Genomic DNA, 13,858 nt, shown 5'->3' with positions numbered 1-13,858 from the left:
CTCTGCTTCCCCTCCACCCATCCAGTGGTGTGTCAATCAGCTTTGCCGGTGAGGATGACTCGTATCAGCTGCCGGCGATCGAAGCGCTGCTGGGGCGCAAGATCAAGTGCGAGATGCCGCCGGATGAGCTGCTCAAGCCGGTGCCGCGCAAGCATCACTGACCTTCAGCGGGCTACACGCGCCCTGTGGGAGCGGCCTTGTGTCGCGATTGGGGCGCACAGCGGCCCCGGGATTTCGGCTTTGATGCGCAGATTATCGGGGGCCTTGTGCGGCCCTTTCGCGACACAAGGTCCCCCTGTAGGAGCGGGTTTACCCGCGAATACGGTAGTGGCGGCAACGGTGAACGGCGGGTGGAGATTGGCCAGCAGGGCCGGCCCTTTCGCGGGTAAACCCGCTCCTACAGGCGACCGGTGGCGCCTTGATTACCAGCGCCCCGCCGCATCCTGGTCACTCTGCTTCCCCTCCACCCATCCAGTGGTGTGTCAATCAGCTTTGCCGGTGAGGATGACTCGTATCATCTGCCGGCGATCGAAGCGCTGCAGGGGCGCAAGATCAAGTGCGAGATGCCGCCGGATGAACTGCTCAAGCCGGTGCCGCGCAAGCATCACTGACCTTCAGCGGGCTACACGCGCCCTGTGGGAGCGGCCTTGTGTCGCGATTGGGCCGCACAGCGGCCCCGGGATTTCGGCTTTGATGCGCAGATTATCGGGGGCCGCTGTGCGGCCCTTTTGCGACACAAGTCCCCCCCTGTAGGAGCGGGTTTACCCGCGAATACGGTAGTGGCGGCAACGGTGAACGGCGGGAGGAGATTGGCCAGCAGGCCCGGCCCTTTCGCGGGTAAACCCGCTCCTACAGGCGACCGGTGGCGCCTTGATTACCAACGCCCCGCCGCATCCTGGTCACTCTGTTTCCCCTCCACCCACCTTGGCCCTTCCTGGGTATTCTCCTTCTTCCAGAACGGCGCCCGGGTCTTCAGGTAGTCCATGATGAAGTTGCAGGCATCGAACGCCGCCTGCCGATGGGCACTGGCCACCCCCACGAACACAATCGGTTCGCCCGGTTCCAGCGCACCGATGCGGTGCAGCACCTCCACCTTCAATAGCGGCCAACGCTGCTCGGCCTCGACCACGATCTTGGCCAGGGCCTTTTCGGTCATGCCCGGATAGTGTTCGAGGAACATCCCCGCCACTTCGCGGCCATCGTTGAAATCCCGCACATAGCCGACAAAACCGACCACCGCGCCCACGCCCACATTGGCCGCATGCATGGCATTGGTCTCGGCCCCCGGGTCGAACGCGCCTTCCTGCACTCGCACAGCCATGTTCAGCCTCCGGTCACCGGCGGGAAGAACGCCACTTCATCGCCCTCTTCCAGCGGTTCATCGAGCTTGCACAGCTCTTCGTTGCGCGCGCACATCAGGTTCTGCTCGGCCAGCACTTCGTACTGCCCGCCCTTGGCTACCAAGGCCTGGCGCACATCATCAAGCACCTTGAACGCCCCCTCCACCCGCTCGGCATCCACGCCCAACACTTCGCGGTAACGGGCGAAGTACATCACCTTGACCTTCATCACGCCTCCACCTTGTAATGGCCACTCTTGCCACCGAGTTTTTCCAGCAGGCGCACCTGCTCGATGACCATACCTTTATCCACAGCCTTGCACATGTCATAGATCGTCAGCGCGGCCACACTGGCGGCGGTCAGCGCCTCCATCTCCACGCCGGTCTGCCCGGCCAGTTTGCAGCGGGCGACGATGCGCACGGCATCCTGCCCCTCAGCGCTGAGCTCGACCTTGACGCTGGTGAGCATCAGCGGGTGGCACAGCGGGATCAGGTCGCTGGTTTTCTTCGCCGCCTGTATCCCGGCAATGCGCGCCACGGCGAACACGTCACCCTTGGGGTGTTCACCGTCGACGATCATCTGCAAGGTCTGCGGCAACATGCGCACCCGCGCCTCGGCGGTAGCCTCGCGCTCGGTCACGGCCTTTTCAGTGACGTCGACCATGTTGGCCCGCCCCTGGGAATCAAGATGTGTCAGCACTGCTTTGCTCCTGTGAAGGGAGTTCGCAGTGTAAACCTGTGGGTCAGGTTTGAGCAGAGGTATGTGTCGCCAGGTTTGGCCTCTTCGCGGGCACGCCCGCTCCCACAGGCGCACCACGATCTCGATTCAAGTGGACATTCTATGAGCGGGCGTGTCCGTGAAGAGGCCGGGCAGTAATAATCTGCCCGGCTACATTGTTTACAAATGCGACTCGGCGTACTCGGCCAGCACCGAGCGAGGCACGCCCTGCAGGGTGATGTGCACGCCATTTGGGAAGTCCTTGAAGCGCTCGGTCAGGTAGGTCAGGCCCGAGCTGGTCGCGGACAGGTAGGGGGTGTCGATCTGCGCCAGGTTACCCAGGCAGACCACTTTGGAGCCGGAGCCGGCACGGGTAATGATGGTTTTCATCTGGTGCGGCGTCAGGTTCTGGCACTCGTCAATCAGGATCAGGCTCTGCTGGAAGCTACGGCCACGGATGTAGTTCAGCGACTTAAACTGCAGCGGCACGCGCTCGAGGATGTATTCGACGCTGCCATGGGTGCTTTCGTCATCCATGTGCAAAGCTTCGAGGTTGTCGGTGATGGCGCCCAGCCACGGCTCCATTTTCTCTGCTTCGGTGCCCGGCAGGAAGCCAATCTCCTGGTCCAGCCCCTGCACGCTGCGGGTGGCGATGATGCGCCGGTAGCGCTTGCTGACCATGGTTTGCTCGATGGCCGCAGCCAGCGCCAGGATGGTTTTACCGGAGCCGGCGGCGCCGGTCAGGTTCACCAGGTGGATATCCGGGTCCAGCAGGGCGAACAGTGCCAGGCTTTGGTGAATGTCGCGTGGTTTCAGGCCCCAGGCTTCCTGGTGCAGCAACGGCTCCTGGTGCAGGTCGAGCAGTAGCAGTTCGTCGTCACGGATGCCCTTGATCCATCCGACGAAGCCCTGCTCATCGATGATGAACTCGTTGACGTGCACGGCTGGCAGGTTGTCGATCATCTGCACCCGATGCCAGGTGCGGCCGCGCTCCTGACGGGTATCGACCTTGCTCACGCGGTCCCAGAACGAGCCGGTGACCGAATGGTAGCCCTTGGACAGCAGGGACACGTCATCGACCAGTTGGTCGGTGCTGTAGTCCTCAGCCGCTATACCGCAAGCGCGCGCCTTCAGGCGCATGTTGATGTCTTTGGTGACCAGCACGACATCCAGGTCGGTGCGCCGGGCCCGGACTTCGAGCAACTGGTTGATGATGATGTTGTCGTTGAGGTTTTCCGGCAGCAGCTTGATCGGCTCGTTGCGCGGGGTCATCAGGATGGACAGGAACCCCTTGGGGCCACTCTTGTTGCGCTGGATCGGCACGCCCTGCTCGACATCGCTGGGCGAAGCGTCACCAAGGGTCTGATCTATCAGGCGGATGGCCTGGCGGCATTCGGCGGCGATGCTCTGTTTGCCGGTCTTGAGCTTGTCGAGTTCCTCCAGCACCGTCATCGGGATGGCGACATGGTGCTCCTCGAAGTTCAGTAACGCGTTAGGGTCGTGAATCAGGACGTTGGTATCGAGCACATACAGGATTGGCTTGCTGGAGGAAGGGTTGCGTCCTTGGTCATCCATACTCGGTCACCTTATGTCGAAGCCACACGGCGTGGTCTGTTACGCCGCAGAGTGACTGCCGCTGTCCCCGTATCCGCGTTGTTACGGGCGGGAAGCGAACCTGGCCAGGTGAGCCCGGATGACGCCACCTGTGCTGCAGGAATCGGCTGTCTGGTTTCTTCATACCGCAAAAACCATGACCGAAAAAAGCACTTTTACGTATTTTTGAAGTTTATTTTTCCGATTGACGAAGAGGCCTTGGCGCCAGCGTCAGAGGGGACTACGCTCAAAAGTCATACCCTCTATTCGCGGTATCCGTATTCCCGGCAATCCTCCCAGCCGATACCGCTTTGCGCGGTATTGCGCAGCAGCCATTCCACGGCCGGCTGCGCCTTGGGAAGGCTGTCATGAAACTGGATCACGCCCTTGCGCCACAACAGCATCAGGGTCAATACGCGCTGCGCGGACGCCTCGGCGCTCAATGCACCGTCATCCTGCGCATCGATGTCCCACAACGATACCCGCAACTGCTGGCGGGCCATGAACGCCTCGCCGTCAGCCCGGCGCTGGCCATAAGGTGGGCTGAACAGCGGTACATACTGCTCGGGCAGATCAGCCTGCACCCGCGCCTGGCTGCGCCGCAGCGAATCCTGCCAGTCGGTCCACTGCGCATGGGAGCGGTATTCCCACCCCTGGATGCCCACGCACTGCCCGCCATAGAGCTGGCGCAAGGCGTGTACCGAGGCGCCATCACGACGTTGCTGCAAACGGTTACCGAGCGTGAAGAACGTGCCTTCGAGCTTTTGCCGGCGCAGGTAATCGGTGAGTAGATCCGTACTGCCCCCCTCGGGGCCGGGCCCGCCGACAAAGGTCAGCAGGAACATGCGGTCGTTCAGTTCGTCACCCTTGCGCTCGCGCGAAGACAACCGCTCGATTTCACTGCTGGTCTGCGGCAGCAACGCCGCCTTGCGCAGTTGCTCGTCCAGGTAGCGCACATGGAACTGGTGGCTCGGCTCGATCCAGCCGGTATAGAACGCACCAACGTCGGCTGCGAACGTCGCCGCTTGTGTGCGCAAGTCCGCCATGGATGTAATCGGGTAGCAGAATGATGCATCCTGCTCACAACTGCGCTGCGCCTGTTGATAACCCTCCCACAACCGCTGCCACATCCGCGCCCGAACCTGGCGCACCTTCTGCAGGTTGATCTGCCGCAGCCCCAGCCGGGCCGCCAGGGTCGCGTCATCCAGCAACTCGCTTTCGTGCAGTACTTGGGCAAACGAAAGGATTTCTGCCCGGGAGGCCACATCGAACAACGCCGGGCTGTCCAGTTGTTCGGGCCACAGGCTGCGGTCCAGGCTGACCTGCGATGATGGGGCGGCTTGCACGGCCAGGCTCAGCAGGCAGGCCAGCAAAGCAGAAGCAATGCGCACAGTGGAAGGCTCCGCAACGGCAAAACGCGAACTATAGCGCCTGCACCGACCATGGTCTGTGACTATCGTCGCCATAGTTTGGACTTGCACCGCCCACCCCGTAGAATCCTCCGCCAACGATGCCAGGAGCCGACCCGATGCTGACGGTGATTTCCCCCGCCAAGACCCTCGACTACGACACCCCGCCAGTGACCGAGCGTTTCACCCTGCCCCAGTACCTGGATGAATCCCAGGCCCTGATCCAGCAGTTGCGCGAACTGTCGCCGGCGCAGATCAGCGAGCTGATGCACCTGTCCGACAAGCTCGCCGGCCTGAATGCTGCGCGCTTTGGCAGCTGGACCCCAGACTTCACCCCGGCCAATGCCAAGCAGGCGCTGCTGGCGTTCAAGGGTGACGTGTACACCGGCCTCGATGCCGAGAGCCTGAGTGAAGACGACTTCAGCTACGCTCAGGGCCACCTGCGCATGCTCTCGGGCCTTTACGGCCTGCTGCGCCCGCTCGACCTGATGCAGCCCTACCGCCTGGAGATGGGCACCAAGCTGGCCAACGCCCGCGGCAAGGACCTGTACGCCTTCTGGGGCACGCGCATCAGCGAATGGCTGAACCAGGCCCTGGCCGACCAAGGCGATGACGTGCTGTTGAACCTGGCCAGTAACGAGTATTTCAGTGCAGTGAAACGCAGTGCCCTGAAGGCCCGGGTGATCAACGTCGACTTCAAGGACCAGAAAAACGGCCAGTACAAGATCATCAGCTTCTACGCCAAGAAAGCCCGCGGCATGATGAGTCGCTTCGTCATCCAGCAGCGCATCAGCGCCCCGGAACAGCTCAAGCAGTTCGATGCTCAGGGTTACTACTACAGTGCCGAGCAGTCCAAGCCGGACCATTTGGTGTTCCTGCGCGATCACCCCGCGGAGTGAGCCTGTCACGTCCTCTTCGCGGCTAAAGCCGCGAAGAGGCCAGCCGCCGTGATCCCCCCTGCCCTGCAACAGGGCACGCAGCAAACCGTCACCGCGCCATCAATCCGACGCCAAAAATCCAGCACCCTTGCCTTTATCGCCAAACGCCATAAGACCGTTCATACCTTTTTTGACGAAATCTGAAAAAATTTTCAGATGCTGGCATAAAAATATCTAGCAACAGTTACGCCCTTGATACACGGGGGTGAAGCACCTGCGTGCTATCAATTTGAAACTGTCCGCAACTGAATAAATATTTAGAAATCTTTCATTCGAACGAAACTGACTCAGGAACTTCTGCCAAAGCCAATCGCTCATAGTGCCGTAACGATTATCCTGCCTACGGGCTGTGAGAGATGACTTACAGATGACAGCAGCGGGTATCCACTGCCCGCTATGAGAAAGTCGACAGGTATCACGGAAACTCCCGAAGACCTTGTCCATGCAGGAGAGAAGCGTCCCTTACAAATCGTCCTAGTGGTTGATTTCAAAGGATTTATCCACTTGAAAAAACAAGCACAGCAACGCGCCAAGTAGCGCATTGCAATAAAGACGGCTGCATTTCAGGGCACGTTTTTTAATGAATGGCTATTGAGTGCCAACTTTGAGCGCATAACTTTTTGTGCTCCGGATTTATTTTGCCTGCGCTCGGCGAAGTGTGCATTCGCCATGGATCCGTGCGCCCGAAAACTGTTGTTAATCAACCCAGCCCGGCTCTCTGCGGAGGTGTCGGCGTGATAAACACATGAGGTGATAGCGATGCGTATCAGCATCTTTGGTTTGGGTTATGTGGGTGCAGTCTGTGCAGGCTGCCTGACGGCGCGTGGCCATGAAGTGATCGGTGTGGACGTGTCCAGCACCAAGATCGACCTGATCAACCAGGGCAAGTCGCCCATCGTCGAACCTGGCCTGGAAGCACTCCTGCAACAGGGCATCGCCAATGGCCGCCTGCGCGGTACTACCGACTTCGCCGAAGCCATCCGCGCCAGCGACGTGTCGATGATCTGCGTGGGTACCCCCAGCAAGAAAAACGGCGACCTGGGCCTGGAGTACATCGAGTCGGTGTGCCGCGAAATCGGCTACGTGCTGCGTGACACCACCCGCCGTCACACCATCGTGGTGCGCAGCACCGTGCTGCCTGGCACCGTCAAGAACGTGGTCATCCCGATCCTGGAAGATTGCTCGGGCAAGAAGGCCGGCGTCGACTTCGGTGTGGCGGTCAACCCGGAATTCCTGCGTGAAAGCACCGCGATCAAGGACTACGACCAGCAACCGATGACGGTCATCGGCGAACTGGACAGCACCAGCGGTGACATCCTCCAGGCCCTGTACGAAGAACTCGACGCCCCGGTCATCCGCAAGCCGATCGAGGTGGCCGAGATGATCAAGTACACCTGCAACGTATGGCACGCCACCAAGGTCACCTTCGCCAACGAAATCGGCAACATTGCCAAGGCCGTGGGTGTCGATGGCCGTGAAGTGATGGACGTGGTCTGCCAGGACAAGGTCCTCAACCTGTCCCAGTACTACATGCGCCCAGGTTTTGCCTTCGGCGGCTCGTGCCTGCCCAAGGACGTACGCGCCCTCACCTACCGCGCCGCCAGCCTCGATGTCCGTGCACCGCTGCTCGACTCGCTGATGCGCAGCAACGAATCGCAGGTGCAGAACGCTTTCGAGCTGATCGAAGCCCACGACAAGCGCAAGGTCGCCCTGCTGGGCCTGAGCTTCAAAGCCGGCACCGATGACCTGCGCGAAAGCCCGCTGGTGGAACTGGCCGAGCGCCTGATCGGCAAGGGCTACCAGTTGGACATCTACGACGAGAACGTCCAGTACGCCCGCGTCCACGGCGCCAACAAGGACTACATCGAGTCGAAGATCCCGCACGTGTCGTCGCTGCTCAACGCCAACTTGCAGCAGGTGATCGACAACGCCGACATCATCGTCCTCGGCAACCGTGACGAGCAGTTCCGTGCGCTGGCCCTGCAAGCGCCAACTGGCAAGCAGGTGATTGACCTGGTCGGCTTCATGAACAAACCGACCTGCACCACCAATCGTACCGAAGGCATCTGCTGGTAAGTGCCCGGCCGGGCAGCGATGAGGCACTCGACACGAGCCGCCCCCTCGCTGCCCACCCTTTCCCGAATTCTCGACGGATGCTGAACATGCAAAGGCTCCAGACAGTGCTGTTGCAGTGCGCCGGGTGGCTGCTCTACATGAGCCTGCTCATGCTGATCGCCCTGGCCCTGCCAGCCGATATCTTCGACTCGCAGTCGAAGCACTTCATCTTCCTGGTCGGCGCAGTCGGCATCTGGCGCTACTCCATGGGCGCCACCCATTTCATCCGCGGCATGATCTTCCTCTACGGCGTGTACCCGTACCTGCGCCGCAAGGTGCAGAAAATGGGCAATGCCACCGACCCGTCGCATGTCTACCTGATGGTCACCAGCTTCCGTATCGAAGCGCTGACCACCGCCCAGGTGTACAGCTCGGTGATTCGCGAGGCGATCAACTGTGGCTTCCCCACCACCGTGGTCTGCTCGCTGGTGGAAATGTCCGATGAACTGCTGGTGAAGAGCCTGTGGGCCAAGTACAACCCGCCGGCCCATGTGAAGCTGGACATCGTGCGAATCGCCGGTACCGGTAAGCGCGATGGCCTGGCCTACGGCTTCCGCGCCATCTCGCGCATGCTGCCGGACGAGAACGCCGTGGTGGCAGTGATCGACGGTGACACCGTGCTGGCCGATGGCGTGGTGCGCAAGACCGTACCCTGGTTCAAGCTGTTCCCCAATGTGGGCGGCCTGACCACCAATGAATTCTGCGAAGTGCGCGGCGGCTACATCATGAGCGAGTGGCACAAGCTGCGCTTCGCCCAGCGCCACATCAACATGTGCTCGATGGCCCTGTCCAAGCGCGTACTGACCATGACCGGGCGCATGTCGATGTTCCGCGCAAGCGTGGTGACCAACCCCGAGTTCATCGCCGACGTCGAAAGCGATTCGCTGATGCACTGGCGCCTGGGCCGCTTCAAGTTCCTTACCGGGGACGACAAATCCAGCTGGTTCAGCCTGATGCGCCTGGGCTACGACACTTTCTACGTGCCGGACGCCGCCATCAACACGGTCGAGCACCCGCCGGAAAAAAGTTTCCTCAAGGCCAGCCGCAAGCTGATGTACCGCTGGTACGGCAACAACCTGCGGCAGAACTCACGGGCACTGGGCCTTGGCCTGCGTCGCCTGGGCCTGTTCACCAGCATCGTGCTGTTCGACCAGCGCGTGTCGATGTGGACCAGCCTGCTGGGCCTGACCGTGGCGGTGATCGCCAGCCTCAAGTTCGGCATGGCCTTCCTGCTGGTGTACCTGCTGTGGATCGGCATCACGCGCCTGATCCTCACCATCATGCTGCTGTGCTCCGGCCACAGCGTAGGCCCGGCCTACCCGCTGATTCTCTATTACAACCAGATCATCGGCGCGCTGATGAAGATCTACGTGTTCTTCCGCCTCGACAAGCAGTCGTGGACGCGTCAGCCCACTGCCCTCAAGCGTGACCTCGCCAGCTTTCAACAATGGTTCAACACCTGGTCCTCGCGGACCATGACCTTCTCGGCTGCCAGCATCTTCGTTGCTGTGCTGTTCATGGTCGTGTGAGCCCAACCCGGATCGGATCTAACAGGAACAAACCACCATGAATACCGCCGTGAACGTCAATGTCGTGCATGAGTCCGAAGCCCAGCGCCAACACGCCCGGGTACGCATTCCCGCCAAGCTGCGGTTCCTGGACGCCCAGCGCCAGGTCCACGAAGTCAAGGTTGAAGACCTATCTGCCGGCGGCCTGAGCTTCCACGCCAAGCAACCGCAGTCGGTGGGCGACGTGCTGCGCGGGCGCCTGCAGTTCGTGGTCGACAACCTGGGCCTGTCGATCGACATCGAGTTCCAGGTGCGCTCGTACAACCCGGACAATGGGCGTATCGGTGCGCAGTTCCAGAACCTTGAGCCACGCGACATCGCCACATTGCGGCACATCATCACCAGCCACCTGTCGGGTGAACTGATCAGCATCGGCGACGTACTCAGCACCCTGCAGCGCGACAACTTCACCAAGGCGCGCAAGCAGAAGGACGGTGGGTCGGGCCTGAGCGCCTTCGGCCGCCTCAAGGCAGTCACCGTCACACTGGGCGTGTTCGTGGTCGGCGTTGCCGCCTTCGGCTTCGTCGCCAAATCGTTGTACGGCATGTATTTCGTCAGCCACGCCGAAGCCGGTGTGGTCGCAGTGCCGACCACCAACATCACGATGCCGCGCGACGGCACCGTGAGCAGCCTGGTCGAAAGCGGTGGGCAGATTGCCAAGGGCGCGCCACTGGCCAGCTTCACCACCAGCATGCTGGACATGCTCAAGGGCAACCTTGAAGACGCACAGCTGGAGCCAGCGAAGATCGAGGAGCTGTTCGGCAAGCAGCTGTCCGGCACCCTCACCAGCCCCTGCGACTGCGTGGTCGCGCGCCAGTTGGTAGACGACGGCCAGTACGCCGCCAAGGGCCAGCCGATCTTCCAGCTGATTCCACGCACCACCAACCCGATGGTCGAGGCGCGCTTCAGCTACCGCCAGTTCGACGAGGTCAAGCCGGGCACCCGGGTCAACTTCCAGGTGGCCGGCGAAGACGAAGTGCGCACCGGTCAAATCGTCAGCAGCACCAGCCTCAACAGCGAAGACCTGTCCTCCGACATCCGCGTGCAGATCAAGCCGGACAGCAGCCTGCCCGCCGAACTGGCTGGCCGCCCGGCGTCGGTCAACAGCGACCGTGGCCCATCGTTGAACTGGCTGATCGACAAAGCCGTGGCCCGTGGCCTGTGAGGGACGGACAATGATCTCTGATACCAACACCTATCCTGTGGGAGCGGGCATGCCCGCGAAGAGGCCAGCAGGGACAGCACTGTCGGCCATGCCAATTCGCGGGCTTGCCCGCTCCCACAGGGTCCGCGTGAACCTGGGATTGTGTGCACTGGCCGCCGCCATCACGTTGGCCGGCTGTGCCGGCCTGCCTGACCAGCGCCTGGCCAACGAGGCCCTGAAGCGCGGTGACACCGCGTTGGCCGAACGCAACTACAAGGCGCTGGCCGACCTGGGCTACAGCGAAGCGCAAGTCGGCCTTGCAGACATCAAGGTGGCCACCCGCGACCCCTCGCAAATCAGGGAAGCCGAGGCCACCTATCGCGCTGCGGCCGCCACGTCGCCACGCGCCCAGGCGCGCCTTGGCCGCCTGCTGGTGGCCAAGCCTGACAGCACCCAGGCCGAACGTGAGGAAGCCGAAGCCCTGCTCAAACAGGCCGCGAAGCAGGGCCAAAGCAATATCCTGGTTCCGCTGGCAATGCTCTACCTCAGCTACCCGCAGAGTTTTCCCGAGGTCAACGCACAGCAGCAGATCGACCAGTGGCGCGCCGCCGGCAACCCGGAAGCAGGCATGGCCCAGGTGTTGCTGTACCGCACCCAGGGCACCTACGACCAGCACCTGGGCGAGGTGGAGAAAATCTGCAAGGCCGCGCTGAACACCACCGACATCTGCTACGTCGAACTGGCCACCGTGTACCAGATGCGTGGCCAGGCCGATCAGCAAGCCGCCCTGCTCGGCCAACTGAAATCCGCCTATGCCCGTGGCGCAGTACCGGCCACCCGGGTCGACAGCGTTGCCCGGGTGTTGGCCGATCGCAGCCTCGGCCAGACCGACGAAAAAACCGCCAAGGATCTGCTTGAGCAAGTAGCCCCGGCCAACCCGGCGTCCTGGGTCAGCCTGGCACAGCTGGTATACGACTTCCCCGAACTGGGCGACACCGACCAGTTGATGGCCTACATCGACAAAGGCCGCGAAGCTGAACAGCCACGCGCCGAACTGCTGCTGGGCCGTCTGTACTACGAAGGCAAAACCCTGCCTGCCGACGCTCAAAAAGCCGAGCAGCACCTGCAAGCCGCTGCCCAAGCCGGTGAGATCAGCGCCCATTACTACCTGGGCCAGCTCTACCGTCGCGGCTACCTGGGCAATGTCGAACCGCAGAAGGCCGTCGACCACCTGCTGGCCTCCGCCCGTGGCGGGCAGAACAGCGCCGACTATGCCCTGGCCCAGCTGTTCAGCGAGGGCCACGGCATCCGCCCACAACCAGGCAACGCCTGGGTATTCGCCCAACTGTCGCAGGCCAACCCGACGCCACAATCGGCGGAACTGCTGCAGCAGCTCGACCAGCAACTGACACCTGATCAGCGCAACCAGGCCCAGCAGCTGCTGGACCAGGAAAAGCGTGCACGCGGCAGCATGGCGCAGGGCGCGAATAGCACCCTGGCCCTCGAAGCCCTGCAAGACGACGAAAAAGAAGTAGACGGTGAGGACTCGCTATGACGCTCAACCCCTTCGTGAAAGCCGGTATCGGTCTGAGCTTCGCCCTGTTGTGGTCCTGCCCGACCCTGGCGGAAATGACCGCCGAGAAAAACTTCGGCCTGGACGTGAAAATCACCGGGCAATCGGAAGACGATCGTGACCTGGGCACCCGCTCTGGCGGCGATGTCAACGGCCTGGGCCTGGATCTGCGCCCGTGGGTATACGGCGAGCGCGGTAACTGGAGTGCCTACGCCATGGGCCAGGCGGTCGCTGCGACCGACACCATCGAAACCGACACCTTGCGCCAGAACGGCGACGGCACCAGCAGCGAAACCGGCGACGACAGCCGTCAACCAGACAAAAGCTACCTGGCCATGCGCGAGTTCTGGATCGGCTACAGCGGCCTCACCGCCTACCCCGGCGAGCAACTGCGCTTCGGTCGCCAGCGCCTGCGCAGCGACGATGGCATGTGGCGTGATACCAACATCGAAGCGCTGAACTGGACCTTCGACACCACCCTGCTCAAGGCCGATCTGGGCGTGGCCCAGCGCTTCAGCGAATACCGCACCGACCTCACCGAACTGGCCCCGGAAGACAAGGACCGCACCCACCTCTACGGCAACGTCGCCACCCAGTGGACGCCTGGCCACTGGGTCGGCGTGCGGGCACACCATACGCACGACAACGGCAGCCTGAAGAACCCCGGCGAAACCGTCGACGCCCTGGACAAGACCCGCACCGGCGACCTCACCTGGCTGGGCCTTGAGGCCAACAGCGACGCCTACAACTGGCGCAACGACCACACCGTGAATTACTGGGGCAGCGTCACCTGGCTGACCGGTGACCGCGACAAGCTGAGCACCCAGCAGGTGGGTGACGACCAGGTCGCCACCGGCAAGCAGAGCGGTGACGTCAACGCCTGGGCAACCGACCTCGGTATCCGCCTGCGCCTGGACCCGCAATGGCAGGTCGGCGCGGCCTATGCCCGCGGTAGCGGTGGTGGTGGCGATGACGGTTCCAACAACTTCGAGCAGACCGGCCTGGAGAGCAACCGCTCCAACTTCACCGGCACCCGCTCGCGCGTGCACCGCTTCGGCGAAGCCTTCCGCGGCGAGCTGGGCAACCTGCAGGCCGCCACCCTGTTCGCCTCCTGGCAGTTGCGTGATGACTATGACGCCAGCCTGATCTACCACAAGTTCTGGCGCGTCGACGGCAACCAGAACATCGGCTCCAGCGGCATCAACGCGGTGGTCGACGACAACGGCGTGAATCGCCCGCTGGTCGACGGCGAGAAGGACCTTGGCCAGGAAATGGACGTGGTCGTGACCAAGTACTTCAAGCAAGGCCTGCTGCCGGCTTCGATGAGCCAGGCAATCGACGAGCCGTCAGCCCTGGTGCGCCTGCGTGCCGGTGTATTCAAGCCGGGCGACGCCTACGGCAAGGAAGCGGACTCGTACATGCACCGCGCCTTCGTCGACGTCATCTGGCGCTTCTGAGGCC

Annotated in this window: 12 protein-coding genes; 7 read left to right on the top strand and 5 right to left on the bottom strand. The window is 62.2% G+C overall.

Annotated features, from left to right (window positions below; all coding sequences use genetic code 11):
* Positions 1-479: 479 nt before the first annotated feature.
* Positions 480-611 (top strand): hypothetical protein, encoded by a 132-nt coding sequence (locus tag ACYCCG_RS06780; protein ID WP_339444735.1) that lies wholly within the window; start codon positions 480-482, stop codon positions 609-611.
* 263 nt (positions 612-874) lie between these two features.
* On the opposite strand, the gene moaE is transcribed toward ACYCCG_RS06780, so the two are convergent.
* The 5 genes from moaE to ACYCCG_RS06755 form a co-directional block, all read right to left on the bottom strand.
* Entirely contained in the window at positions 875-1,321 is a 447-nt protein-coding gene (moaE, locus tag ACYCCG_RS06775) for a molybdopterin synthase catalytic subunit MoaE (protein ID WP_070384329.1), read from the bottom strand.
* A gap of 2 nt (positions 1,322-1,323) precedes the next feature.
* Positions 1,324-1,569 (bottom strand): molybdopterin converting factor subunit 1, encoded by a 246-nt coding sequence (moaD, locus tag ACYCCG_RS06770; protein WP_459669846.1) that lies wholly within the window; start codon positions 1,567-1,569, stop codon positions 1,324-1,326.
* The gene (gene moaC / locus ACYCCG_RS06765) at positions 1,569-2,039 is read right to left on the bottom strand and encodes a cyclic pyranopterin monophosphate synthase MoaC (RefSeq protein ID WP_003251775.1); all 471 of its coding nucleotides are present in this window, start codon (positions 2,037-2,039) and stop codon (positions 1,569-1,571) included. The genes moaD and moaC overlap by 1 nt, the downstream gene beginning before the upstream one ends.
* 198 nt (positions 2,040-2,237) lie before the next feature.
* Complete coding sequence (locus tag ACYCCG_RS06760) at positions 2,238-3,632, bottom strand: PhoH family protein (protein WP_176682590.1); 1,395 nt, start codon at positions 3,630-3,632, stop codon at positions 2,238-2,240.
* A 281-nt stretch (positions 3,633-3,913) separates the two neighbouring features.
* Positions 3,914-5,041 carry a polysaccharide deacetylase family protein gene (locus tag ACYCCG_RS06755; protein WP_339444092.1) on the bottom strand — a complete coding sequence of 376 codons (1,128 nt, stop codon included), beginning with the start codon at positions 5,039-5,041 and terminating at the stop codon, positions 3,914-3,916.
* A 137-nt stretch (positions 5,042-5,178) separates the two neighbouring features.
* Here ACYCCG_RS06755 and yaaA point away from each other — a divergent pair, with 137 nt between their 5' ends.
* From yaaA to ACYCCG_RS06725, 6 genes are all read left to right on the top strand, one after another.
* Positions 5,179-5,958, top strand: a complete 780-nt coding sequence (gene yaaA / locus ACYCCG_RS06750) for a peroxide stress protein YaaA (protein WP_209963626.1) — start codon at positions 5,179-5,181, stop codon at positions 5,956-5,958.
* 798 nt (positions 5,959-6,756) lie between these two features.
* Positions 6,757-8,073, top strand: coding sequence for a nucleotide sugar dehydrogenase (locus ACYCCG_RS06745; RefSeq protein ID WP_459669832.1), 1,317 nt, complete (start codon positions 6,757-6,759; stop codon positions 8,071-8,073).
* Between the two features lie 86 nt (positions 8,074-8,159).
* Positions 8,160-9,641, top strand: a complete 1,482-nt coding sequence (locus tag ACYCCG_RS06740) for a glycosyltransferase family 2 protein (RefSeq protein ID WP_033730431.1) — start codon at positions 8,160-8,162, stop codon at positions 9,639-9,641.
* Positions 9,642-9,678: 37 nt separating this feature from the next.
* Complete coding sequence (locus tag ACYCCG_RS06735; RefSeq protein ID WP_459669829.1) at positions 9,679-10,845, top strand: PilZ domain-containing protein; 1,167 nt, start codon at positions 9,679-9,681, stop codon at positions 10,843-10,845.
* 88 nt (positions 10,846-10,933) lie between these two features.
* Positions 10,934-12,379, top strand: a complete 1,446-nt coding sequence (algK, locus tag ACYCCG_RS06730; protein WP_209969718.1) for an alginate biosynthesis TPR repeat lipoprotein AlgK — start codon at positions 10,934-10,936, stop codon at positions 12,377-12,379.
* Positions 12,376-13,854, top strand: a complete 1,479-nt coding sequence (locus ACYCCG_RS06725) for an alginate export family protein (RefSeq protein ID WP_459669826.1) — start codon at positions 12,376-12,378, stop codon at positions 13,852-13,854. The genes algK and ACYCCG_RS06725 overlap by 4 nt, the downstream gene beginning before the upstream one ends.
* Positions 13,855-13,858: the final 4 nt, after the last annotated feature.

Source organism: Pseudomonas sp. VEM90, from assembly GCF_054611535.1.
Note: the sequence above shows the minus strand (reverse complement) of the source record. Positions and strands in the feature narration are given on the sequence as shown.

What these genes read in the sequence shown, in the direction of transcription:
- moaD (WP_459669846.1), bottom strand. Translation starts at nt 1,569, where the DNA reads ATGAAGGTCAAGGTGATGTACTTCGCCCGTTACCGCGAAGTGTTGGGC.
- ACYCCG_RS06740 (WP_033730431.1), top strand. Translation starts at nt 8,160, where the DNA reads ATGCAAAGGCTCCAGACAGTGCTGTTGCAGTGCGCCGGGTGGCTGCTC.
- ACYCCG_RS06735 (WP_459669829.1), top strand. Translation starts at nt 9,679, where the DNA reads ATGAATACCGCCGTGAACGTCAATGTCGTGCATGAGTCCGAAGCCCAG.
- moaE (WP_070384329.1), bottom strand. Translation starts at nt 1,321, where the DNA reads ATGGCTGTGCGAGTGCAGGAAGGCGCGTTCGACCCGGGGGCCGAGACC.
- yaaA (WP_209963626.1), top strand. Translation starts at nt 5,179, where the DNA reads ATGCTGACGGTGATTTCCCCCGCCAAGACCCTCGACTACGACACCCCG.
- ACYCCG_RS06745 (WP_459669832.1), top strand. Translation starts at nt 6,757, where the DNA reads ATGCGTATCAGCATCTTTGGTTTGGGTTATGTGGGTGCAGTCTGTGCA.
- ACYCCG_RS06760 (WP_176682590.1), bottom strand. Translation starts at nt 3,632, where the DNA reads ATGGATGACCAAGGACGCAACCCTTCCTCCAGCAAGCCAATCCTGTAT.
- algK (WP_209969718.1), top strand. Translation starts at nt 10,934, where the DNA reads ATGCCAATTCGCGGGCTTGCCCGCTCCCACAGGGTCCGCGTGAACCTG.
- ACYCCG_RS06725 (WP_459669826.1), top strand. Translation starts at nt 12,376, where the DNA reads ATGACGCTCAACCCCTTCGTGAAAGCCGGTATCGGTCTGAGCTTCGCC.